We start from the raw sequence: 24,050 nt of genomic DNA, 5'->3' as shown, positions 1-24,050 counted from the left end.
GTACGTCCTCTGTATGCGGCAGCTTCCGTCACCCGTAAGGGTGCTTCCACCTTGCATATTTCCTTAGAAAGGAGGTGATCCAGCCGCACCTTCCGATACGGCTACCTTGTTACGACTTCACCCCAATCATTGGCCCCACCTTCGGCGGCTGGCTCCATAAAGGTTACCTCACCGACTTCGGGTGTTGCCAACTCTCGTGGTGTGACGGGCGGTGTGTACAAGGCCCGGGAACGTATTCACCGCGGCATGCTGATCCGCGATTACTAGCGATTCCGGCTTCATGCAGGCGAGTTGCAGCCTGCAATCCGAACTGAGAATGGTTTTATGGGATTTGCTACACCTTGCGGCTTCGCTGCCCTTTGTACCATCCATTGTAGCACGTGTGTAGCCCAGGTCATAAGGGGCATGATGATTTGACGTCATCCCCGCCTTCCTCCGGTTTGTCACCGGCAGTCACCTTAGAGTGCCCAACTGAATGCTGGCAACTAAGATTAGGGGTTGCGCTCGTTGCGGGACTTAACCCAACATCTCACGACACGAGCTGACGACAACCATGCACCACCTGTCACTTGGTCCCCGAAGGGAAGACCCTATCTCTAGGGCGGTCCAAGGATGTCAAGACCTGGTAAGGTTCTTCGCGTTGCTTCGAATTAAACCACATGCTCCACCGCTTGTGCGGGCCCCCGTCAATTCCTTTGAGTTTCAGCCTTGCGGCCGTACTCCCCAGGCGGAGTGCTTAATGCGTTAACTTCAGCACTAAGGGGTGGAAGCCCCCTAACACCTAGCACTCATCGTTTACGGCGTGGACTACCAGGGTATCTAATCCTGTTTGCTACCCACGCTTTCGCACCTCAGCGTCAGAAACAGACCAGAGAGTCGCCTTCGCCACTGGTGTTCCTCCACATATCTACGCATTTCACCGCTACACGTGGAATTCCACTCTCCTCTTCTGTCCTCAAGTTCCCCAGTTTCCAATGACCCTCCACGGTTGAGCCGTGGGCTTTCACATCAGACTTAAGAAACCGCCTGCGCGCGCTTTACGCCCAATAATTCCGGACAACGCTTGCCCCCTACGTATTACCGCGGCTGCTGGCACGTAGTTAGCCGGGGCTTCCTCGTTAGGTACCGTCAAGGTACCGCTCTATTCGCACGGTACTTGTTCTTCCCTAACAACAGAACTTTACGATCCGAAGACCTTCATCGTTCACGCGGCGTTGCTCCGTCAGACTTTCGTCCATTGCGGAAGATTCCCTACTGCTGCCTCCCGTAGGAGTCTGGGCCGTGTCTCAGTCCCAGTGTGGCCGATCACCCTCTCAGGTCGGCTACGCATCGTCGCCTTGGTGAGCTATTACCTCACCAACTAGCTAATGCGCCGCGGGCCCATCTGTAAGTGATAGCCAAAGGCCATCTTTTACCTCTTTCTCATGCGAAAAAAAGGATTACCCGGCATTAGCCCCGGTTTCCCGGAGTTATTCCGATCTTACAGGCAGGTTGCCCACGTGTTACTCACCCGTCCGCCGCTCATTCCACAGGCATCACCCCCGAAGGGGATCTGCCTGCTTCCTGCGCTCGACTTGCATGTATTAGGCACGCCGCCAGCGTTCGTCCTGAGCCAGGATCAAACTCTCCATAAAAGTAAAGTTTGCTTGTGCATGGATGCACTGACTTCAACGTTGCAACAGGACGTTGCGAACTTAGTTGAAGTTCCTTAACTCTTTGCACACCGAATGTGCTTGTTTGAATTCCCTCTATATAATAGAAAGAATATGTTGACGTACTGGTTGGTTCGTTCAGTTTTCAAAGATCAAAATGTTGAGTGCCGCTTCAAAACAGCGACCTAATTAATATATCATGGTTAGTAAGTTAAGTCAATAACTTTTTTCATGATGTTTTGCTGCAAAAAGCGATGTGTTCTGTTCGCTTAATGCGACGTTTAATACTATACCATGCTTATTAAAAATGAGTCAATACTTTTTATGAGCATTTTATAATTTTTCCTTAAAAAGAATAAAAACCCTTTCTGCTTAGAAACAAGAAAGGGTCAAGCATCATTATTCATCCTTAACGAATTGGGGCTGCTTGATACATTCGATGGTATATATTTGCCCCTTTTGTTTCTTGGGGGACAACCTCTATGAGTCCTTTATCTACCAAATATTCTACCATTGAAGACAGATCAAGTGCATATTCTTGTATTTCCGGATGTATTTTAAGCTCACCGAAAGACCACGGTCCCTCTTTTCCCATAAGCATAAGTAAATGTTTCGCACTAGTTCGAGATCTGACACTAACGGCATGCTCTACAGCAAGGATCATAAGCTGAACTCGCTTATCAATATCCTCTTTACTCTCAATAAGCTCTTGATAAAGCTTATAAACTTCCGGTTCAATTCTCCTCACTTGATTCCATACTGTAACTTCCGGATGAAATCCTTTTTCAATCACCGCTAGCCGTGCTAAATAATGCAGCGAGTGAACCATCCGGCTAAATGCGTCAAGAAACTGTCCGGATTCGAACAAATCCTTTGATTCACTATAGCTTCTAATTAATTTCGCAAACTCAATAGCTTTCTTTAAATCTCTCGTATGAGTAGGAAAAGTTCTTAACCGTTCTTTGAGGTTTGTCACATAATCGTTTCGCTCAAAAACAATCGATCCATTGATCACCCATTCGACAGCCCTTCGATAAGAGCTTGTATCTATCCATTTTTGCAAGAGGGTTTCATCTACAATATGCATCGCAGCAGACTGGTCGTCGAACTCATAGTGCTTCACGTACCAGGGTTCCTGAGCATCTTTAACAATAATAAATAGAATAACGTCAAAATTATCGGTAACCGGACTGTTTGGTTTCTTCTTTTCTAACAGAAGAATTCCCAATGTATTAGCTTGGCTCGCCCTCTCTTGATAAATTGGGCGCAATATATCTTCCATGATTTATCCCCCACATCATTAATCGCTTCACTTTTTTATTCGATACTTTTTGCTAAAATCCTTTTTTCGAATTATATTTTGCCAGAGAAAATATGCTATACTACCTTTGTAGAGAATCTAGGAGGGACCTTAGATGGAGTTAAAGTACACCAGTAAAATTAATAAAATACGTTCTTTTGCTTTCTGGCTTATATTTGCTGGTTTTGGTGTTATGTACATTGGGTTATTATTCAAGGAAACAGCCTGGGCTATGGCGCTCTTTATGATCCTCGGAATGCTATTTATTGGACTAAGTACAGTGGTATATTTTTGGATCGGTATGCTTTCGACAAGAACGATTCAAATTGTCTGTCCGTCCTGTGAGAAGCCAACGAAAATGCTGGGACGTGTAGATGCCTGTATGCATTGTAAACAGCCTCTTACGTTGGACAAGTCACTTGAGGGGAAAGAATTTGATGAAAAGTATAATTCGAAGCGTTATAAAAAACAAAATGCAGAGCATCAATCATAATTGCTCATAATAAAAGGGGCCTGCTGTAATAGCAGGCCCCTTTTATATAGAGAGAAAACTAAAAAGCATAGCTTTCCGCTCTAATGGGCAGATTTAGCTTGACACTGTGAACATGTCCCGTAAACTTCCATGCGATGATGACTTACAGTAAATCCAGTCACCTGTTCAGCTAATGCTTCCACTTCATTTAACTTAGGATAGTGAAAATCAACGATCTTTCCGCATGTTTCACAAATAATATGGTAGTGGTCAGAAGTGTTACAATCAAAGCGGCTTGATGAATCGCCATAGGTGAGTTCTCTTACAAGTCCAATTTCTCTGAAGACGCGCAAGTTGTTATATACTGTTGCGACACTCATATTTGGAAACTTACTCTCCAATGCTTTATAAATATCATCAGCTGTCGGGTGAGTCATAGCATTCAGCAGGTATTCAAGCACCGCATGACGTTGTGGTGTGATTCGGACCCCAGAACTTTTTAGTGTATCAATCGCTTCTTGCAGTCGCTGTTCAGACACCGTCATGCACCTCGCTTTCATATATTAGTTCCTGAATTAGAAAATTATTAAATTAGAATCTTTATAATTAGTTTAACCTGTTGGTACTAGTATTGTCAATAAATACCCATGAGCGACATGGCTTCTATTTGATTAAACATCCGGATGAAGCGGCAATTCTTTTCCTCCTAAGTGCTGATTCACATACCTCGCTGCGACGAAAAGCAAGTCGGATAACCGGTTTAAATAGGAGACCACAAGTGTATTGACCTCATCGCCCAGTGCAACGGCTGTTCGTTCTGCCCTTCTTACGATCGTACGAGCCATATGCAGGCCGGCTGACGCTTCATGTCCAGAAGGTAGAATAAAGTTATTTAACTCTGCCAAATCTTCGTCCCATTCATCAATATATTGTTCGAGCTCTTCAATATGCTCTTTTTTTAGTTCCCATGTAACTTTTTTCCCTTTCGGTGTGGCCAGTTCAGCTCCGACATGGAAGAGGATCGTTTGTATTTTTTGCATAGAGGAAAGGAATTCAGTCTTTCCTTCCCATTTCTCACGAATGAGGTGGCTTAAAGCAACACCTATCGCTGAATTGGCTTCATCACATGTTCCATACGCTTCTACTCTTAGATCACTCTTAGCCACGCGGTCTCCATAAATTAACGAAGTCTTCCCCTTATCCCCTGATCTTGTATAAATACGCATGCTCAATACCCCCGTTTAGGATCAATAAGATTCTTCATGTTCCGATCTTGGTTTAAAAATGATTGCAAGTTTTGCTCAAACAAGTCAAATCCACGCGGAATATACTGTGGCGACTTCCCTGATGAATGCGGTGTCATCGTAATATTCTTTTCCTCCCAAAATGGATGATCTTCAGGGAGGGGTTCTTCTTCAAATACATCTAACACGGCATGACTGATTTGGCCGTTTCTAACAGCCTTCAGAATCACGTCCGAAGCAACTAGATCGCCTCTTCCCATGTTTAAGAAAACTGCATGATCTGGCATAAGCTGAAAATGGTCTTCTTTTATAAGATATTCGGTTTCGCGGGTGCTGGGTAATACCGCAATGACTAGATCAGCTTGTGGCAAAGCTTCTTCCAGCCTGTCTACTGGAAGGGTTTCATCAAAATAGTCCTTTGCCTTTCCAGATTTAGATACCCCAATTGTCTTAATTTGAAACGCCTGGGCAATCCGGGCTGTTTCTTGGGCAATGGATCCCGTTCCAAGTAATACCATCGTTTGCCCGTTTATTTCTCGGATCGTAACACTGCGATTCCATTCATGGTTGTGTTCTGAATTAATCAGATCTTTCGCTTGGCGATACACTTGCAGAATCATGGACAGGGCGTATTCAGCCATCGGTTTTCCGTGGATCCCACGCACATTTGTTACCACAATATTCCGCTTCTCGATCTCTTCAAACGGCAGTTTATCCATTCCGGCAGAAAGCACCATGATCCACTTGAGTTTTACTGCTTCACCTATCACATCAAGAGTTACGTCCTCCCCGTATGTAATCAGGACATCCGCTTCAGCTAACAGCGCTCTTCCTTCTTTCATTCCGTGACAAAAGTGGAACTCAACTTGTTCAAAGTTATTTCTTAATCTGGTTTTTATCTCTTCAGGAACCCGTTTAATAACCGATACAACCTTCATGCGTACACCTCATCTTTTTATCGATCACTATTTAGTTGAGCTGCTCTGGATTTAAAGCGAGCAGTTCTTCTTTCACGAATAGACCATTGTCTCTAATTAATTCTCCGTCAAAGTATACTTGACCGCCGCCATACTCAGGACGCTGAATCAGTACCATGTCCCAATGAACGGTGGAATCATTGCCATTTTTGGCTTCATCATAGCATTGGCCTAAAGCCAAGTGCAGGCTCCCGGCAATTTTTTCATCAAAAAGGATGTCTCCCATTGGCTCGGTAATGACCGGATTAAGTCCTAAAGCAAACTCGCCAATGGATCGTGCACCGTCATCGGAATCGAGTATTTTAGTAAGTTCCTCTGTTTTATCCGCAGCGGCTCTTACGACTTTTCCATTTTCAAACGTTAACGTGATATCGCGAAACACCACACCTTGATAAGGACTCGGGGTGTTAAAGCGAATCGTGCCATTCACGCTATCCTTAATGGGCGCTGTGTACACTTCACCATCGGGAATATTTCTTTTGCCTGCACAGATCACGCTTGGGATGTTTTCAATAGAAAAAGTAAGATCCGTTCCTTCCGCTGTTATTCTTACTTCTTTTGTTTTATCTAGTAACGTTGATAATTCTGTTTGTGCCTGGCTCATTTTCTTATAATCAATCGTACAGACTTCTAATAAATAATCAACATAGTCATCAAAAGGCATCCCGGCTTTTTGCGCGGCCGCTTTCGTAGGATAATTAAGCAGCACCCATTTCTTCTCCTGTACAACAAATTCATTGGCTGGCTTCATTTCTTTCATAGCCATCTGAAACTGTTCTGCCGGCACACCGCTTAGTTCGGCATCGTTTTCTTCCCCAATAATTTGTACAAAAGCATCGATGTCCTTATTCTCTTCAAGCTTCCGTTTATTCGTTTGGGTAAACACTTCCTTGGGTGCACGAGTTATCCACGTTCTCATAAGTTCATCATCAGCCAACTCATAGAAGGCAAGTGCTCCCCTTTCGTGAATCCCTGAAATCAATTCTTTAATCAATGGCTTCGTGTTTGTCTGCCCCTGCACCATCACCTTTTCTCCTGGTTTCACATCAAGTGAATGGGATAATAGAACGTCAGCCAATTCCTTTAACCTAGTATCTCTCATATGTATCATGACCTCCCCTCTCCTATTATTCTGTAAAAGTTGCTTTTTTCCTTCAAAAACAAATAAAAACCGCGATAGACGAATCTATCACGGCTTAATGGTTTACGATAGGTTTTCACGAATATACTGAAGCGCTGATTCAACATGCCCGTCCACTTTTACTTTTCGATAGTCTTCAGCTAAGTTTCCTTCTTTATCAATAATGAAAGTAGAACGTTCAATTCCATAATATTCTTTACCAAAGTTTTTCTTCAACTTCCATACCCCATAGTCTTCGGCTACTTTATGGTCCTCATCAGCAAGCAGTAAGAAAGGTAAATCATGCTTATCAATGAATTTCTTATGGCTGTCGACTGGATCTGGGCTTACGCCAAGAATTACGGCATCTAATTCTGCGAAGTTTTCGTGTTGATCACGGAAATCACATGCTTCAGTTGTACATCCTGGTGTCATGTCTTTCGGATAAAAATAGAGCACAACATTCTTGCCACGATAATCGGAAAGTTTCACGGTTTCCCCGTTATTTGCCTTTAATTCAAATTCAGGGGCTTTCTGTCCAGCTTCTACTGTCATTCTTTAATCCCTCCTAATGAGTGTCTAATCTTAGATTATCATGTTCTGGTAACCTACATCCACTATCAGGAGTCGCGTGCAGAAGATTGCCATACCTTTGCGACAATAGCCGCCGGTAAGGTGTAGCCGACTAACGCCTCAATAACAGCGACAAACCGCCCCCATCCAATCGGCATAAAGTCTCCATATCCTACCGTGAATAAAGTAACTCCGCTAAAATAAACACCACGGGCAAGCTCTGTGATCCACTCTGTTGGAAATATACCGGACGTATGCGCGAAAATAATAATTCCCTGGTAAGAAAGAGTCGCGTAAATAATCCCAAATCCAACCATTACGATCGTGTACAATAGAAGCAAAGCAAAGAAAATCTCGACTGAAAATGTTCGATGCTCTACTTCGAGAGAAGCGAACAACTGTCGCAGACTCCCAGCAATTAATAATAGAATGAAGAAAGCTACAACTATGCTGACCACAGTAGATACACTCCCTTTAGCAAGTAAGGAAAGGTTACCAGAGTTTAATTCGTTTAAAGCATTTATGGAAAAATCCTGACGCTTACTCACACAAGTTCATCTGCTTGGATCGCTTAGGTGACTAGAATTGTGTAGATGATCTATAGTGCATGGGAATGATACTCGAGTGAGGAAGTGGAGCTTGGTAATAAGCAAGCGATTAGGGGAACTGGCGATAAATTTAACTTACAATATCACGTGTCTGGATGAGATAATTCTAAAAAAGACAAGCTTGCGTCTATACTTTTTAATTATGTAATGACTTTCTTGTTTATGCTTACTCAGGAGTCAACAACCCTAAACATCGATTCAATAATGTAAATAACTTCCACCTCTGGTCATCCATAAAATGGATGAGCCTTGAGGTGGCTTTCTTTTCCTTTCATGGTTTTGTTTTTGGCATGCTACAATAGGTGATGGAAGTTTGATTATTGGAGGGAAGTTCATGAATTTCACTAAATCTGAACAGTTATACGATGAGGCCAAACAGCACATTGTAGGCGGAGTCAACTCCCCGTCACGTGCCTATAAAGGAGTTGGAGGCGGCACACCGGTGTACATGGACCGGGCGGAAGGCGCCTACTTTTATGATGTCGATGGCCAGAAATATATTGATTACTTAGGTGCATATGGCCCAATTATTACAGGTCACGCTCACCCACACATAACCGAAGCGATTACGAAGGCTGCCCAAAACGGTGTATTGTATGGCACACCGACCGTGCTCGAGAATACGTTTGCCAAAAAACTAAAAGATGCCATTCCGTCTTTAGATAAAGTCCGTTTCGTAAATTCCGGAACAGAAGCGGTTATGACAACGATTCGTGTAGCTCGCGCCTACACTGGCCGCAATAAAATTATTAAGTTCGCGGGCTGCTATCACGGTCATTCAGACTTAGTCTTAGTTGCAGCCGGCTCTGGACCATCTACTCTTGGCACCCCGGATTCAGCAGGCGTACCTGCTTCTATTGCCGAAGATGTCATTACGGTCCCCTTTAATGATATTGAACCTTATAAAGAAGCGCTCAAACGCTATGGGGATGAAATTGCTGGAGTGCTGGTAGAACCGATTGTCGGAAACTTCGGTATTGTAGAGCCAAATCCGGGCTTTTTGCAACAAGTAAATGACCTTGCTCACGAAGCAGGCTCACTTGTTATATATGATGAAGTCATCACAGCCTTCCGTTTTACATATGGAAGCGCACAGCAGCTCCTCGGTATTGAACCAGACATGACGGCTATGGGCAAAATTATCGGCGGCGGTTTGCCCATAGGAGCATATGGCGGACGTGCTGACATTATGGAACAAGTTGCGCCACTGGGTCCAGCCTATCAAGCCGGCACTATGGCTGGAAATCCCGCTTCGATGTCAGCAGGGATTGCTTGTCTGGAAGTCCTTCAGGCAGAAGGCGTTTATGAGGAGATGGACCGACTTGGTGCTCTTCTTGAGGAAGGCATATACAAACACGCTAAGGCTAACGATATTCACATCTCCATCAATCGGCTGAAAGGTGCCCTAACGGTTTATTTCACTAATGAAAAAGTCGAGAATTATGAACAAGCTGAAAACACAGATGGTGAGCAATTCGCAAGATTTTTCAAGCTCATGCTGGATCAGGGAATTAATCTGGCCCCTTCTAAATATGAAGCCTGGTTCCTGACAACCGCTCATACAGAAGAAGATATCAATTCGACGCTTGAGGCCGTCAAGCATACCTTTGAAACGATGGCAAAAGAATAAAACGGCTCTGTTAACCCTTGAGAATTTCCTCAAGGGTTATATGTTCTGTCCCGTCATTCTTTCTCCCATCCGTGCATAGTTCTTATCGAGGTTCGATTAATTCATTTCACGAACGGGTACGATATTTTGTAAAAGCTGTACCCTATCTCTTCCCTGCAAAAGAAGAAATAAGCTATACTATTCTAAATGAATGAAAAAGTAAGGATGATCGTTCAATGAAATTAGGCGCACGTATGATGAAAACGGGGCTGGCCGTAGCTGTAGCCTTATATGTAGCTGAATTACTAGGTTTTGTTTCGCCACTGCTAGCGGCAATTGCGGCTCTGTTTTCGATTCAACCTTCTATCTACCGGTCTTATCAATCGATCGTGGAACAAATTCAGGGGAATTTAATCGGGGCCGGAATTGCTATTATCGCTGTTTTCACACTAGGAAATGATCCATTTGTGGTCGCTTTTGCCATCATTGTTGTGATTGGACTCACGATGAACTTGAAGATGAATGAAAGCACGATTTCTCTAGCCGCCGTAGCTGTTGTTGCCCTAATGGATTCAACTGATCTGACATTTATGTATTTCGCGATTTCGCGACTGAGTTCCCTGTTTTTAGGAATACTGGCCGCGTTTGTGGTCAATCTTGTCTTCGTTCCACCACATTACGAAACAAGACTTTTTGCAAAAATTGATACAACCACAACTGATATTCTTCAGTGGTTACGAGTTACGACAAGACAGCTATCAGATGAACCAGCCCTAAAATACGAAATTACGCGTATTCAGGATAATTTTCGCTGGATCGATCACACGTATTTGTTATATTCTGAGGAACGAACGTACTTTAAAGGAAAACGATTTGCCAAAGGAAGAAAGCTTGTCCTATTCAGACAATTAATTACGACAACGAAGAAATCATTTGATGTGTTAAAAGCTTTTTACCGGCTCGATCACCGAATTGAACAAATACCGAGCGAGTTTCAAGATTCGTTGGTGAATGAACTGGATAAATTAATCAATTCACATGAAAAAATCGTCCTTAGCTTAAAGGGACGAATTAAACAAACCCATAAACAATCATTGAGAGAAATTGAAGAACCCAACATTCCAGTGGTTGTCGAACAGTTAATTAAAGTATATGAGGAAAATCACAATCCGGATAAACTGATTTTTCTGCCGCTGGCTTCTCAACTGATGGAGTACCACTATCAACTGGAGAAATTTAAGCGTTTATTAAAAAGTTACGAGAAGCATCGCCATCGTAACTCCATTCAAACTACTGAAAAATAAAAAGCAGGAGGCCTTTCTCCTGCTTTTTATCATTTTTACGTACCCAAATATTCTGTTTTCTGATCATCAAGCTGCTGGACCTGGTACAAGTCATAATAATGACCTTTTTGCTTCATTAATTCTTCATGTGACCCTACTTCTACGATCTCTCCATTTTCAATATGAACGATACGATCCGCATGGGTGATCGTCGCTAACCGGTGTGCCACAATAAAGGTCGTTCGATCAGAAGCCAGACGTTCAAGCGCTGATTGAATGAGACTTTCACTTTCCAAGTCTAACGCCGATGTGGCTTCATCAAGCACTAACAGAGGAGGATTTTTCAAAAACACTCTGGCAATCGCAACACGTTGTTTCTGACCGCCAGAAAGTTTCACCCCGCGCTCGCCGACTAATGTATCGTAACCATGCTGCAAATTCATAATAAAATCATGGGCATTAGCCGCCTTAGCCGCTTCAATCATTTCTTCTTCCGTAGCATCGGGGTTGCCCATCTTAATGTTCATAGCAATCGATTCACTAAATAGAATATTATCCTGAAGCACCATTCCTACTTTGTCTCGTAAGGAACGAGCTTGCACATCTCGAATGTCCTGGTCATCGATTAAGATTTGCCCACTCGTTACATCATAAAACCGAGGGATTAAACTAATCAATGTTGACTTTCCGCCCCCACTCATGCCGACAAAGGCGATCGTCTCCCCTTTTTCGACCTGTAGATTCACTCCGTTTAACACATCCGGCTCATCTTCATCATACCGAAATGATACATCTTTAAACACTACATCACCGTGAACGTGTTCTAACCGTTTGGCATCCTTCTTATCCACGATGTCATATTTTTCATCAAAGAATTCAAAAACCCGATCCATGGAAGCAATAGATTGTGTTAAGACGGTAGCGGAATTGACTAGCCGTCTTAACGGATTATAGACACGATCCATATATCCGACAAACGCTACCATTGTACCTACCGTCAAAGCCCCCGTAATTACCTGGTAGCCGGCAAAAGTGATAACAAGTAAAGGTGCCAGGTCAGTAATGGTATTCGTAACGGAATACGTGTAAGCATTCCAGTTCGTATGCTTAATCGCTTTATCTAAAAAGTTAGAGTTGCGTGTATCGAACTGTTCGTGCTCATAATCCTCAAGTGCAAACCCTCGTATAACCGGCATTCCTTGAACTCGTTCATGGAGGTGTCCTTGAACTTCAGCAAGTGCCTGAGAACGATCTCTGGTGAGCCTCCTTAACCTTGCATAGAAAAACTTCACAGCAAACCCGTATAACGGAAACAGTGCAACAGATACCAGTGTTAACCAAGGATCAAGAGTAAGCATGATAATAATAGCAATAACAATGGTAAACATATCTAGCCAAATATTCATTAACCCCGTTATGACAAAGGTTTTGGTCTGTTCCACATCATGAATGACACGTGAAATGATTTCACCGGTCTTGGTTTGGGAATAAAACCGCAAGCTAAGTTTCTGGATATGATCAAACAGCTTATCTCGCACATCATACAAGATTGTATTCCCAATCCATTGGGCTAAATATTGTCGAATATACTCAATTGGCGGGCGCAAGATCAGAAACACAAAAAAGGCGCCGCCCATAAGCAGCAGTAATTGATCAATTTTCTCTGATTGTGCTAATGATTCCGCATTAATGATATTGTCGATCACATATTTTATAATCAACGGCATCAGTAAAGGAATTGAAAATTTCACAACTCCTACTAACACAGTCAGAGCAATCTTTTTTTTATATGGCTTAACAAAAGCCAAGTAGCGCTTAATACTATTCAAACTATCACCTATTTTCCCTCAACATAAGTATGCGCACCATACAGTGCGCAAAAAAGTAATCTTATCGGTATGTTAAGTAACGTTCATACCATTGATCAATGAATTCCGGCGAAAACGGACCTTTTCGCTGTCTGACCCACCGAACAAGGGTGTCTACATTATTATATAAAATCCGATCCAAAACATGAGGATAATTCATTTGACGTTTGTGTATTTCATACTCGTCCTCATCAAGCAGTTTAAACGTCATATCTGGAAATATCTTCACATCCAGGTCATAGTCAATGTATTTAATCGTTTCATCCTCATATATAAAAGGGGAACTGATATTACAATAATAGTACACCCCATCATTTCTCAGCATACCTATTACATTAAACCAATATTTTGAATGGAAATAACAAATAGCTGGTTCACGTGTAATCCACGTACGCCCGTCACTTTCTTTTACCCTAGTACGGTCATTCGCTCCAATTATTACGTTTCTCGTTCCTTTTAAAATCGTTGTGTTTTCCCACACACGATGTAATTGTCCATTATGTTTATAACTTTTAATTTCAATTCGCTTTCCAGCGGCGGGGCCGGGCATACTCATCTCCCCTTCCCTTTTATTTTCCCGAGTCACACCTTCTATCTATTATAACGACAATCGATACTGAATGAAAACAATTGGGTTTAAAAGCCAAAAGCGTAGGGTCGTTCGAGTCGGGACAGGACGTACCGGTTTTAGTCAAACATCCTTAAAGACAAACTTCCCCTGCTCGAGTCTTAACAATCTTAAGTGAAAATATGAACGGTGCTGTCGTAGCGATTTGTATGCACCCAACTATATTTTTTAGTTCGGATTTTCATTTGATAAAAAAGCTTTTGTCACAATCTCAAAAAAAGAAGAAGCCGTCCACATTTGGACGGCTTCCGGGAGTTTGATACCAGGCTAACTAGCAGCCTGAAAAGCTAGATCAGAACTCAGGTTACTTTTTCTTAGCCTGAGATTTTTGATTTTGCTTTTGTACTTGCTGTGCATTTGTTTGTTCTGCACCAAATTCAGTACCAAATTGGCCCTGACCTTGGGCAGCTTTTTGGTTCTGTTTACGAACCTGCTGTGCATCAGTACCAGCTGCTTGTTTACCCGCTTGTTTGGGTTGTTTAGCCATCATAATCACCTCCGCAAAAATTATTGTGCGCAGATATACCGATTTCATTCTCACTTTTTCATCTTTTTTTTATAATAAATAGTTCAAACGGAACATGGCACAATATAAAAAGAACGCCTCCGAAGAAGCGTTCTTTTTTAGCATTATTTTTAGAAGCGTTTTCCCCCAATGTAACGCGGGCTCCAGTATGGGTTAGAAAGTGAACTAATTTCAACACCATCGGAAGAACCTGAATGGATGAACTGATTTCCACCAACATAAATTCCTGCGTGAGAAGCACCTGGCTTATACGTTTCAAAGAAAACAAGGTCTCCTACTTGCAAATTAGAAACACTGTCTAAGCGGCTGTCAGCATAGATAGAAGCAACAGTACGTGGAAGGCTGATTCCTTCTTGTTCAAAAACATATTGGATGAATCCGCTGCAGTCAAATCCTGCTGGTGATTCCCCGCCCCACTGATAGGGTGTGCCAAGATGTTGTTTAGCTTCTTGAATTAGTCCAGAGTTTGAAACCTCTGGTTCTGGGGTATTAGATGAAGTATCAACCTTATCCGTAAGGGCTGATCCTTTTAAGCTAAGCGTTTGACCCACATAGATGATATGACCGGAAATGTTATTCCAGCTTTTCAGGGAAGAAACACCTACGCCAAAACGACTTCCGATTTCTGATAATGTATCACCAGGCTGTACAGTGTACTTTTTAACGTTATCACTAGCAGTTGATTCTCTGGAAGGACGTGATACTTCGCTTGAACCTTCAGATGAATTGCTTGTTCCATCAATGGACAGCTGATCACCTGCGAAGATTAAGGAAGAGCTCAAGTTGTTCCATGCCATCAAGTTGCTTACAGAAACGTTATATTGACTTGCAATTCCTGATAAAGTGTCTCCGCTTTTGATTGTATATGTACTCGTTGACGTGTTATTGGAAGCTGATTCATTTGAGGATGAACCGTCTTTACTTACGACTAAGGACTGACCGACGAAAATAAGGTGACTATTTATATCGTTCCATGACTTAAGTTCTGAGACTGAAGAACCGTATCTATTACTTAATTCCCAAAGAGTATCGCCTGATTCTACTTTATGTAATTCATCCGCAAAAACTGTCGTTCCCCAAAGTGACGCCCCTACTAAAGTTCCCCCAACAGCAGTAGCCAATTGTTTTTTATTCATCGTAAAACCCTCTCTATTATTTACTCTGTTTTCTATTATTCATAAATTAGTTTCAGTTGTAAATAGTATGAAACATGAGTAATAGACTAGTAATCTATTATTTTCCTTGATATGACAAGCTTCACCACGTTTCGTTACATTTAAGTTACAGTTATGTTACATGTTTAGCTATTATAGTCATTTTTTACCCTTAAACCCTTATATTACTGCATAAAATCGCCTTAAAAAGTCACAATAATAAGAAGATGAAAAGATGCTTATAACTTCAGTCGAAATTTGTCATAACCTTTAAAAATTGTTGTGTTTTGCTGCTTATAAACTGAACTAAAAAATCATAAAAAAATAAAGCTATGCAGGAGTGCTAAAAACCTGCATAGCTTTAGATACAGAACGTTGCAGCTATTGTATAAGAGTGTGCTGATGAATTTTTTGGTGTGATACAGGGTAAGGAAAACTTTTGATATTTTCCTTCGTTACAAATTGCGCATTTTGTCGATCAAGATCACCGCCGACTATGTTTGCACGAACAACTTCCACTTCCCAAATCAGGTGAGAAAAGACATGCTTCACATGGTCTACGGTTGATTGTAATTCTATTTTCAGTCCATATTCACCATAAAACCAATGCATCCCGCTCTCTTTATCCAAGTCGTCCATTGGTACCATAGGATATTGCCACATTGAAGCCAAAAGACCTTCATTCGGTCTCTTTTCGATGAGTATATTGCCATTTGCATCTTCTATAATCAGAGCGAGATAAGGGACTTTCTTCTGTTTTTTCTTTGAAGACTTAATAGGCAATTCTGACTCGATCCCTTCCGCAAAAGCACGACACTGGTCCTGAACAGGACAGAGCAGACAGGAAGGAGATTTAGGGGTGCAAATGAGCGCCCCCAGCTCCATTAACCCCTGGTTGAATGCAGAGGGATTCGACTCTGAAATCAGCTCATATACAAGAGCTTCGAATAGTTTCCGTGTTTTAGGTACAGCAATATCATCTTCAACAAATAAAATCCGTGACAGCACCCGCATAACGTTCCCGTCGACTGCCGGTTCTGGCTGATCATAGGCAATACTTAGAATCGCCCCTTGCGTATATGGGCCTACACCTTTTAACTTTTTTAGCTGGGACTTCTCATCAGGTACAATACCTCCGTAATCCTCGACAACCTCACGTACAGCGTTTTGAAGATTACGAGCTCGGGAATAGTACCCTAAACCCTCCCATGCTTTTAAAACGGTCTGCTCATCCGCATCTGCCAAATCTTTAGGAGTTGGGAAAAGTGTCATAAAATGATTATAATATGGAATAACTGTATCAACACGTGTCTGCTGGAGCATAATTTCTGATACCCAGACACGATAAGGGTCTTGATTTTCTCTCCAAGGAAGAATCCGCTGCTCTTTATAAAACCAGTTAATTAACTGGTCCCTAAAATGCTGCTCGTCAAAATGTTCGATTATCTGAGGAACTCTTTCTTCAACTTTCATCATTTATCATCCTTCGTGTTACACTATAGATTATGTCGTTTTTGCCAAAGGAGGTAGCTTTAATGGACACTGGTACACATGTAGTCATGGGTGTTGCATTGGGTGGATTAGCCACACTGGATCCTGTGGTCCAAACAGACCCTATGTTATTTAACGCTGTATTAGCAGGGACACTCGCAGGGTCTCAGGCACCCGACTTCGATACGATCCTTAAACTAAAAAATAACGCTGTATATATTCGCCATCACCGTGGAATTACCCACTCGATCCCAGCTGTTATTTTATGGGGGCTTGGTATCCCATTTCTTATACACTTATTCACTCCTGAGGTGAACTTTTTCCACCTTTGGCTTTGGACATTTCTGGCTGTTATCCTTCATGTATTTGTAGACGTATTTAATGCGTATGGAACCCAGGCTTATCGTCCTTTTACAAAAAGATGGGTTGCCTATGGGTTCATCAATACATTTGATCCATATATCTTTACGATGCATTTAGCAGGTATCGTCGCCTGGAATTTAGGCGCTGACCCAGGATATACGTGGCTGATTGTCTATTTTGTGGTCGCCCTCTACTATGTTAAACGATATTTCGAAAAACGTGAACTCGTAAAAATGGTCCACAAATACTTTGACGATGTAGAACAAGTAGCAACTTCGCCGACGATGAAGCAAAATGTTTGGCGTATCGCAATTACTACCACAACTCATTATTACGTCGGGCGTGCTGTTGATGGACACATTACCATTCAAGACGAATTTATAAACAAGGTCATTGATTACGACGATCCGGTTGTTCAAAAGGCGTTAACCGATCATAATATCAAAGCTTTTTTGTCGTTTTCCCCGGTATATCGTTACGATATTAACTATTTTGATGAATTCACGGAAGTACGCTTCACCGATTTACGGTATCGGTCAAAAGGCCGTTATCCGTTTGTAGCGCTTGCGCAAATTGATGATGAACATGGAGACGATGAACTTAAAATATTGAATTCATACACTGGATGGGTATTTACAGAAGAAAAGTTGCAAAACAAACTATCGATCGCACCAGAGTCGAAAGGATAACCATTCACAATAAGAAATCCGTGCTGACTGCAGCACGGATTTCCTAATGCAGATACCCTTTTTTCCTTAAAAGTTCTTTATATTTAGGATTTGTCGCTATAAACTCATGGAGTTTTGGACCATAATTCTCAATCCATCTTACCACGATCTGTTCAGTCATTTGCTTGCCCTTATATTGACGCCCTGCCTTAGCCTGGGTCGTTTCAAAATCTTCCCAAAGTAGTTCTACCCACGTTCTTGCTTCATCAATTGTTAAATGACCATTTTTTTCGTACAAATGTTCAGCCAACCGCTGAAAATTATCTTCCATCGTTTTCACCTCAAAAAGTGGCAATGTTTACTTTGTTATTGTAGCACATAGCATTAGGAATATGACATATACTAAGTTTGTTCACAGAATGGTGGACAAGGAGGAATGAACATTGCGTAACAAAGCAAAAGGATTTCCAAATAAGAAAATGACCAGTGCTCCTGAGGATCAAAGTGAATTTTTAGCTTTACGCCCCGATGGCAGCATAAACTCTAACCCCCAAGAGCGTGCGCTGAAATCACGAGAACGTGAAGTAAACCAGGGAGGGAAATATTAGTATGTCTCACAATAAAGGCAAAAAACATTTCCCCCACCGCGGGACAAAAAACTTGAGAGACAGGGTAAATGGTGAAACCGTACAAACGCAATCTGAACGTATCACAGAAGTTCAAATGCGTAAAAGAATGTAATATACAAAACCTGTACACTTATTTTAGTGTACAGGTTTCCCCACTTATACTTACTTTTCCTTAAGCATGGAAATAGGAAGCGCCTCTTCCTTGTTTCCAACTCGTTCTCCCTGTTGACTCATGCGGTATCCCCAGGCAAATACCCCATTCATATACTCAATGAAAAATGTATGGGCCGGGTCTCCATCTATTTGATAAATTTCGTTTGGTTTAAATTGATCCGGGTCCATCATATATGATTTTGCCATGATGATTTTCCGTTCATGCACGGCATACTCATTCACCATTCCTAATTGCTCGGCTTTTAATGCTTTCTCTTTTAGTTCTGCAATTTCTGACCTTAATTCTTCGTAACTAAGATCGCTATATCTTCTCTCCACATCCATTCTCCTTTATAACCATTCAGCTTGTGATGCTATCCCTTTAAGGCCATGAGTCTTGAACAACTCAGCCCATCTATTTACATTTTAGCAGGATTTGTTCACAATAGAAATGGTGAGGAGATTTATATGGGAGGATTGGAAAATGGAAAACGTATTAATTACCGGAGCTGGGACAGGTCTTGGACGAGCTCTTGCCCATCAGTACGCTCATAACGGCTATCATGTCTATTTATCAGGGAGAACAGAAAGCAAACTGCTTATTGTAAAAAACGAGATTACCAAGGCAGGGGGCAGTGCCGAAGTATTAATTTGCGATGTCACAGAACCCGCTTCTGTGAGTGAAGCGATTAAGCAGCTTGGCCACCTTGAAGTCATGATTAACAATGCTGGTCTCGGAATATTTAAAAATGTAGAATCCTATGACGAAGAAGATATTAGCAAAATGTTTAATACAAACGTGAAAGGCACCATTCTTATGACTAAGGAAGCTACTTCCCTGCTAAAGCTTTCGAATGGACGAGTGCTTAACATTATTTCTACAGCAGGTCTGAGGGGAAAGACGAACGAAAGTGTTTATTGCGCCTCAAAATTTGCAGTTCGAGGGTTCACGGAGAGTCTTCAGCAAGAATGGGGAGACGAGGAAATGTCAGCTACAGCGGTATACATGGGCGGTATGAACACACCTTTTTGGCATGAAAGCACACATGTGCCAAACCCTGAAGGATTAAAAGGCCCTGAAGGCGTTGCTCAGCAGATTTTCCAGGAAGATGATGGCCGCAAGGAAATTATTATAGATAAATAATTGGATATATAAAAAAAGGCTGATCGGTAGTGACCAGCCTTTTTTATATTACTCTCCAAGTTTTTCTTCTTTTACTTTAGCGACAATTGCTTCAATCGCTTCCGCTTCATCTGAACCTTCAGCTGTAAACTTCACTTCCGCTCCATTTGGAATCCCTAGGGACATAACGCCCATAATGGACTTCATGTTTACGGACTTTCCTTTGTACTCAAGGTTAACATCAGATTGATATTGACCCGCGATTTGCACTAAAGCTGTTGCTGGACGTGCATGAAGCCCGTCCCCTGAAGTAATTGTTACTGTTTGTTCTGCCATGAAAAATTCGCTCCTTCTATTTGTTTAATTGAATAATATCAGGCTCGTTTCGCTTAACTTCACCCGTTGCTTTCAGCTCCACAGACTGATCTTCACTCAAATTTGTGAAGACGATTGGTGTCACAATGGAAGGAGCATGTTCCTTCACATAGTCAAGATCCACTTGCATTAAGGCCTGTCCTTGGTTAACAGTGTCGCCTTCTTCTATAAGTGCCGTAAAACCTTCTCCTTTAAGTTTAACGGTATCAATTCCAATGTGAATCAGAACTTCCATCCCATTGTCAGCTTGAAGGCCGATCGCATGCTTCGTCGGGAAAACATTAAGCACCTTACCATTGATAGGCGAAACAATCTTACCATCTTTCGGCTCAATTGCAAAACCATCCCCCATCATTTTACCAGAAAATACTTGATCAGGTACTTCTGTAATAGGAAGTACACGGCCTTGGATAGGACTGATAAATTGTAAGTCACCTGCCGTAACGGATGCTTCTGCACTTTTGGCTTCGTTCACAATCTCAGCCACGTCTTCCCTGGACCGAGGCGTTTTGCCATCAATGATGTCCTGCATTTGTCCTCTTAGTGTATCAGATACGGGGCCAAAAATCGCTTGAATATTATTTCCAACTTCCATAACGCCCGAAGCGCCAAGTTTTTTCAAACGGTTTTTATTCACATTACCTTTATCATTCACAGATACACGAAGTCGTGTAATACACGCGTCTAAGTGATCAATATTTTCCTGACCACCCATAGCTTCAAGGATTTCAAATGGAAGATCGCCAACTTCGCCGTCATCATCGGCATCCTCTGCCTCATCTTCACGGCCAGGTGTAGCCAGGTTGAACTTAAGAATCGCCCATCGGAAACCAAAGTAATAGATCACGGAGAAGCAAAGACCTACAATGATGACCCACCACCACTCAGTACGGTTAGGCAGTACGCCAAAGAGAATGAAATCAATCAAACCTCCTGAGAAAGTTTGGCCTATTTTGACCCCTAGAATTTCCATAATCATAAAAGAAAAACCGGCAAATATACAGTGAATACCAAATAATAACGGAGCTACGAATAAGAATGAAAATTCGATTGGCTCAGTAATCCCTGTTAAGAATGAAGTCAGGGCAGCTGAGGCCATAATACCGCCGACCACTTTTTTACGTTCCGGCTTAGCCGTATGGTAAATCGCAAGTGCGGCAGCAGGAAGTCCAAACATCATGAACGGGAATTTCCCGACCATAAAGGTACCCGCCGTAAATTCAACACCATCTTGCAACTGTGCAAAGAAAATCGCCTGGTCACCACGGACAACTTCTCCAGCAGCCGTTGTGTACGTACCAAACTCAAACCAGAAAGGTGAATAGAAGATATGGTGTAATCCGAATGGAATTAATGCACGTTCAATGACACCAAAGAAAAATACTGAAATGGTTTGATTGGTTTCAAGCATTAAGTAAGACAATGCGTTTAGTCCAGATTGTGCGTAAGGCCATACGAAAAGCATAATAATCCCTAAAAATAAAGACATGAAAGCAGTGATTATCGGCACAAAACGTTTTCCCGCAAAAAAACCTAAGAATTGCGGCAGCTCAATATTGTAGTATCGATTGTACATCGAGGCCGCTAATATACCGACGATAATCCCGCCAAACACACCGGTTTGCAACGTAGGAATTCCGAGAACTTCGGCATAAGCAGGATCTGATGTCATCTCAGGAGTAACTTCTCCCAGCACCCCCATTACAACGTTCATAATCAAGTAACCGATGATGGCAGCTAAGCCGGCAACACCGTCTCCTTTTGCCAAACCAATGGCCACACCTACAGCAAACAGTAACGGCAAATTATCAAAGACAATTCCGCCGGCTTCTGCCATGACTTTAAGTAACGTCTGAACCCATGGCGTGCCGAAGAATGGTACTTTGTCTACAAAGTCATCTTGGGCAAAACTTGTCCCAAATGCCAGCAGAATACCAGCAGCAGGCAGCAATGCTACGGGAAGCATCAATGCTTTACCCACTTTTTGCAATGTACCAAATGCATTTTTAAACAAGTGAATCTCCTCCTATTTTTTTATTAGTGATGAAAAACAGGAATCGTCAGAAAAATAAAACGGTTTCATAATAGCTGAAATAAAAGAGCTGACGCCCCATCTCTTTTCACCGCCACCGTTAACCATTAAAAAAGGCATGAGTACAGAGTTCCTGAAAGGTCCATTAGGATATACTTATCCTAATGATAACCTCAAGGATCTCCGATACTCATGCCTGATCTTGTCAGTAACACGTAACGTTAAGATTTATAGGTTAACCGTTGGAGATGAATCGTCAAATAAATAGCTTCTGATTCATCTACTGGCTTATTCAGCTGTTTTTGCATCACTTTAATCAACTTCCATGCAAGATTATAGCATATCGGATACTCTTGTTTCAACATATTAGCGAGCCGAATTTCATCCCCTGTATTTTCCTCTTGGTAGACTCTGTCTATTGCCCTGTGTAAGTGCTGCACCAGACGATGGTAATCGACACTATGACGATCAATGGTCACTTCCATTGTTTCTTCAACAAGCTGGACTAATGTTGTAATCAATTGATTGTGGCGATTGATCTCACGAAGCGTTTTATCCGTTACCGCACTGTGAATATGTAAGGCGATGAAGCCTACTTCACCTTCAGGGAATTGAACAGATGTTTTATCAAAAATCATCGTGACAACTTCCATGGCTACCTGGTATTCCTTCGGGTAGAGCGACTCAATCTCAGGTAAGAAAGGGTTTCTAAATTGCATATTCTTTTGTGATCGATTAATTGCAAAAGCTAAGTGGTCTGTTAAAGCCACATGGATATGCTCATTTAACTCCTGCCCCATTCTATTTTCAATATGAAAGAGAATATCGTTCATAAAATCGATAAAGTCTTCCTCAATGTGAGGAAGAAGATTCACATACTGCTCTTTTTCCTTCTGGTTTCGCAGTAAAAACGTTTTATCGGCTTTATTAAAGGAAGCAGCCTCTCCTTTTTTCTTGCCAAAACCTATCCCTTTCCCAATGAGGACAACCTCCTCATAAGAGGGATGTTTCGCGATCACCACATTATTATTCAATACTTTATCAATCATCAAACCTTCATCCATTTTTGTTCCTCCACACCATCGTACTAGTCATTTTTTACTAACTTTCTTTTTATCTATAGTTCTTATCGTATAGTTCCTGTTCCCATTTGACAACAGCTAGGAATGGAAAGTAGGCTTTTCCTTTGTTTCTCATCAGCTGAAGTTGTACAATTTGCAAGGGCGTGTTTACAAAATCACCCTCATGAACTAGGGAAAAGCTAAGCACTTTATCTAACGACTTAATTGGGAATAGGAAGGAGTTCCACTCATGATCAAATTATTCATTTCAGACCTTGACGGAACATTACTTGGCGACGAACATTATATTAAACAAGAAGACATTCATTCCTTTCAATGGTTACTTAACCGCAATGTTGAACTAGCGATTGCTACAGGTCGTATGGAACATGAAATTACAGAAATACTTCGGAGAATGAAACTGAAGGGGCATAGAATCAGTCAAAATGGTGCGTTTATTTATGGTCAAAATGACATGTTGCTCCATTCAGAAACCTTTACGAAATCTAGCGCTGACCACGTTTTGCACAACATTCAGGAGTATCCTATGATCACTACGATTTCCACTGCCACAGACACTTATACATCTGAATATAACGAATGGATTGATATCATTAATGAACAGCTTTTTCACGAGATCATTGTGAATCCTAATATGGCACACGAGCTCGGCCAATCCATTCAGCCTTCTAAATTCACGCTTCATGGCAGTGAAGAAGATATCACACATGTTCATCAGCAGCTTGTACATCAATTTGGAAAAACGGTCGACATTTTTATTTCTCATAAAAATGTCATTGATATCATGCCGCCATCGATTAATAAAGGAAATAGCATTTTAGCTCTATTAGACCACCTTAACGTCAAACCTGACGAGATTGCCTGTATAGGGGATTCTTTCAATGATCTTTCCATGTTTGCCGTCACGCCCAACAGTTATGCCATGTCAACTGCTCATCCTGATGTGCAAGCCAATGCACATACTGTGGTTAACCATGTGCATGAGGCGGTTGATGACTTAGCACACAGAGGCCTCGTATAGCATTCAGAACCGCCCAGTTATGTTAAATAGCTGAGCGGTTTTCCATCTTATTCATGATGAACAAATCAGCAGTTAATAATGGAGAAACCCACGTGGTCT

Annotated in this window: 25 protein-coding genes and 1 rRNA gene; 8 read left to right on the top strand and 18 right to left on the bottom strand. The window is 41.9% G+C overall.

Annotated features, from left to right (window positions below; translation table 11 throughout):
- Positions 1-67: 67 nt before the first annotated feature.
- Positions 68-1,634 (bottom strand): 16S ribosomal RNA (locus tag B5354_RS05700).
- Between the two features lie 427 nt (positions 1,635-2,061).
- Positions 2,062-2,934 (bottom strand): nucleotidyltransferase-like protein, encoded by an 873-nt coding sequence (locus B5354_RS05695; protein WP_079526713.1) that lies wholly within the window; start codon positions 2,932-2,934, stop codon positions 2,062-2,064.
- A 133-nt stretch (positions 2,935-3,067) separates the two neighbouring features.
- Between B5354_RS05695 and B5354_RS05690 the strand changes: the two genes are divergently transcribed.
- Positions 3,068-3,445 (top strand): YgzB family protein, encoded by a 378-nt coding sequence (locus B5354_RS05690; RefSeq protein WP_079526711.1) that lies wholly within the window; start codon positions 3,068-3,070, stop codon positions 3,443-3,445.
- 80 nt (positions 3,446-3,525) lie between these two features.
- On the opposite strand, the gene perR is transcribed toward B5354_RS05690, so the two are convergent.
- From perR to B5354_RS05660, 6 genes are all read right to left on the bottom strand, one after another.
- A complete protein-coding gene (gene perR / locus B5354_RS05685; RefSeq protein ID WP_079526818.1) occupies positions 3,526-3,969 on the bottom strand; it encodes a peroxide-responsive transcriptional repressor PerR in 444 nt (147 codons plus the stop codon).
- A 126-nt stretch (positions 3,970-4,095) separates the two neighbouring features.
- Complete coding sequence (locus B5354_RS05680; RefSeq protein ID WP_079526709.1) at positions 4,096-4,650, bottom strand: cob(I)yrinic acid a,c-diamide adenosyltransferase; 555 nt, start codon at positions 4,648-4,650, stop codon at positions 4,096-4,098.
- A gap of 2 nt (positions 4,651-4,652) precedes the next feature.
- On the bottom strand, positions 4,653-5,606 hold the full coding sequence (locus B5354_RS05675; protein ID WP_079526707.1) for a D-2-hydroxyacid dehydrogenase: 954 nt from the start codon (positions 5,604-5,606) through the stop codon (positions 4,653-4,655).
- A gap of 31 nt (positions 5,607-5,637) precedes the next feature.
- Positions 5,638-6,747, bottom strand: coding sequence for an aminopeptidase (locus tag B5354_RS05670; RefSeq protein WP_079526705.1), 1,110 nt, complete (start codon positions 6,745-6,747; stop codon positions 5,638-5,640).
- A gap of 102 nt (positions 6,748-6,849) precedes the next feature.
- Entirely contained in the window at positions 6,850-7,320 is a 471-nt protein-coding gene (bcp, locus tag B5354_RS05665) for a thioredoxin-dependent thiol peroxidase (RefSeq protein ID WP_079526703.1), read from the bottom strand.
- 65 nt (positions 7,321-7,385) lie between these two features.
- On the bottom strand, positions 7,386-7,886 hold the full coding sequence (locus B5354_RS05660; RefSeq protein ID WP_245804711.1) for a potassium channel family protein: 501 nt from the start codon (positions 7,884-7,886) through the stop codon (positions 7,386-7,388).
- A gap of 394 nt (positions 7,887-8,280) precedes the next feature.
- Between B5354_RS05660 and B5354_RS05655 the strand changes: the two genes are divergently transcribed.
- Together B5354_RS05655 and B5354_RS05650 are read left to right on the top strand one after the other, a co-directional pair.
- On the top strand, positions 8,281-9,576 hold the full coding sequence (locus B5354_RS05655; RefSeq protein WP_079526699.1) for a glutamate-1-semialdehyde 2,1-aminomutase: 1,296 nt from the start codon (positions 8,281-8,283) through the stop codon (positions 9,574-9,576).
- A 215-nt stretch (positions 9,577-9,791) separates the two neighbouring features.
- The gene (locus tag B5354_RS05650) at positions 9,792-10,859 is read left to right on the top strand and encodes an FUSC family protein (RefSeq protein ID WP_079526697.1); all 1,068 of its coding nucleotides are present in this window, start codon (positions 9,792-9,794) and stop codon (positions 10,857-10,859) included.
- Positions 10,860-10,894: 35 nt separating this feature from the next.
- Here B5354_RS05650 and B5354_RS05645 read toward each other — a convergent pair whose 3' ends face one another.
- The 5 genes from B5354_RS05645 to mutY all read right to left on the bottom strand — a co-directional run bounded on the left by B5354_RS05645 (position 10,895) and on the right by mutY (position 16,487).
- The gene (locus tag B5354_RS05645; RefSeq protein WP_079526695.1) at positions 10,895-12,667 is read right to left on the bottom strand and encodes an ABC transporter ATP-binding protein; all 1,773 of its coding nucleotides are present in this window, start codon (positions 12,665-12,667) and stop codon (positions 10,895-10,897) included.
- A gap of 61 nt (positions 12,668-12,728) precedes the next feature.
- Complete coding sequence (gene ntdP / locus B5354_RS05640; RefSeq protein ID WP_079526694.1) at positions 12,729-13,256, bottom strand: nucleoside tri-diphosphate phosphatase; 528 nt, start codon at positions 13,254-13,256, stop codon at positions 12,729-12,731.
- 382 nt (positions 13,257-13,638) lie between these two features.
- The gene (locus tag B5354_RS05635; RefSeq protein WP_176142412.1) at positions 13,639-13,821 is read right to left on the bottom strand and encodes a gamma-type small acid-soluble spore protein; all 183 of its coding nucleotides are present in this window, start codon (positions 13,819-13,821) and stop codon (positions 13,639-13,641) included.
- Between the two features lie 149 nt (positions 13,822-13,970).
- Positions 13,971-14,996 carry a C40 family peptidase gene (locus tag B5354_RS05630; RefSeq protein WP_079526690.1) on the bottom strand — a complete coding sequence of 342 codons (1,026 nt, stop codon included), beginning with the start codon at positions 14,994-14,996 and terminating at the stop codon, positions 13,971-13,973.
- A 399-nt stretch (positions 14,997-15,395) separates the two neighbouring features.
- Positions 15,396-16,487 (bottom strand): A/G-specific adenine glycosylase, encoded by a 1,092-nt coding sequence (gene mutY / locus B5354_RS05625; protein ID WP_079526688.1) that lies wholly within the window; start codon positions 16,485-16,487, stop codon positions 15,396-15,398.
- Positions 16,488-16,549: 62 nt separating this feature from the next.
- On the opposite strand from mutY, the gene B5354_RS05620 reads away from it, so the two are divergent.
- The gene (locus B5354_RS05620) at positions 16,550-17,557 is read left to right on the top strand and encodes a metal-dependent hydrolase (protein ID WP_079526686.1); all 1,008 of its coding nucleotides are present in this window, start codon (positions 16,550-16,552) and stop codon (positions 17,555-17,557) included.
- A gap of 43 nt (positions 17,558-17,600) precedes the next feature.
- Here B5354_RS05620 and B5354_RS05615 read toward each other — a convergent pair whose 3' ends face one another.
- Entirely contained in the window at positions 17,601-17,867 is a 267-nt protein-coding gene (locus tag B5354_RS05615; RefSeq protein WP_079526684.1) for a YfhJ family protein, read from the bottom strand.
- 112 nt (positions 17,868-17,979) lie between these two features.
- Between B5354_RS05615 and sspK the strand changes: the two genes are divergently transcribed.
- Both sspK and B5354_RS20860 read left to right on the top strand, forming a co-directional pair.
- Positions 17,980-18,144, top strand: coding sequence for a small acid-soluble spore protein K (sspK, locus tag B5354_RS05610; protein WP_079526682.1), 165 nt, complete (start codon positions 17,980-17,982; stop codon positions 18,142-18,144).
- A gap of 1 nt (position 18,145) precedes the next feature.
- Positions 18,146-18,277 (top strand): hypothetical protein, encoded by a 132-nt coding sequence (locus B5354_RS20860; RefSeq protein ID WP_281252722.1) that lies wholly within the window; start codon positions 18,146-18,148, stop codon positions 18,275-18,277.
- Positions 18,278-18,327: 50 nt separating this feature from the next.
- Here B5354_RS20860 and B5354_RS05605 read toward each other — a convergent pair whose 3' ends face one another.
- Entirely contained in the window at positions 18,328-18,663 is a 336-nt protein-coding gene (locus B5354_RS05605) for a YfhH family protein (RefSeq protein WP_079526681.1), read from the bottom strand.
- A gap of 139 nt (positions 18,664-18,802) precedes the next feature.
- Between B5354_RS05605 and B5354_RS05600 the strand changes: the two genes are divergently transcribed.
- Positions 18,803-19,462, top strand: coding sequence for an SDR family NAD(P)-dependent oxidoreductase (locus B5354_RS05600; RefSeq protein ID WP_079526679.1), 660 nt, complete (start codon positions 18,803-18,805; stop codon positions 19,460-19,462).
- Between the two features lie 48 nt (positions 19,463-19,510).
- Here the strand turns inward: B5354_RS05600 and B5354_RS05595 are convergent, their stop codons facing one another.
- The 3 genes from B5354_RS05595 to glcT form a co-directional block, all read right to left on the bottom strand.
- Complete coding sequence (locus B5354_RS05595) at positions 19,511-19,777, bottom strand: phosphocarrier protein HPr (protein ID WP_079526677.1); 267 nt, start codon at positions 19,775-19,777, stop codon at positions 19,511-19,513.
- Positions 19,778-19,793: 16 nt separating this feature from the next.
- The gene (gene ptsG, locus B5354_RS05590; protein WP_425432094.1) at positions 19,794-21,782 is read right to left on the bottom strand and encodes a glucose-specific PTS transporter subunit IIBC; all 1,989 of its coding nucleotides are present in this window, start codon (positions 21,780-21,782) and stop codon (positions 19,794-19,796) included.
- 287 nt (positions 21,783-22,069) lie between these two features.
- Complete coding sequence (glcT, locus tag B5354_RS05585) at positions 22,070-22,912, bottom strand: glucose PTS transporter transcription antiterminator GlcT (protein WP_079526673.1); 843 nt, start codon at positions 22,910-22,912, stop codon at positions 22,070-22,072.
- A gap of 247 nt (positions 22,913-23,159) precedes the next feature.
- On the opposite strand from glcT, the gene B5354_RS05580 reads away from it, so the two are divergent.
- Positions 23,160-23,951 carry a Cof-type HAD-IIB family hydrolase gene (locus B5354_RS05580; protein WP_079526671.1) on the top strand — a complete coding sequence of 264 codons (792 nt, stop codon included), beginning with the start codon at positions 23,160-23,162 and terminating at the stop codon, positions 23,949-23,951.
- The last annotated feature ends 99 nt before the right edge of the window (positions 23,952-24,050 follow it).

This window comes from Halobacillus hunanensis (assembly GCF_900166655.1).
In the GTDB taxonomy this organism is placed as follows: Bacteria; Bacillota; Bacilli; order Bacillales; family Halobacillaceae; genus Halobacillus_A; species Halobacillus_A hunanensis.
Note: the sequence above shows the minus strand (reverse complement) of the source record. Positions and strands in the feature narration are given on the sequence as shown.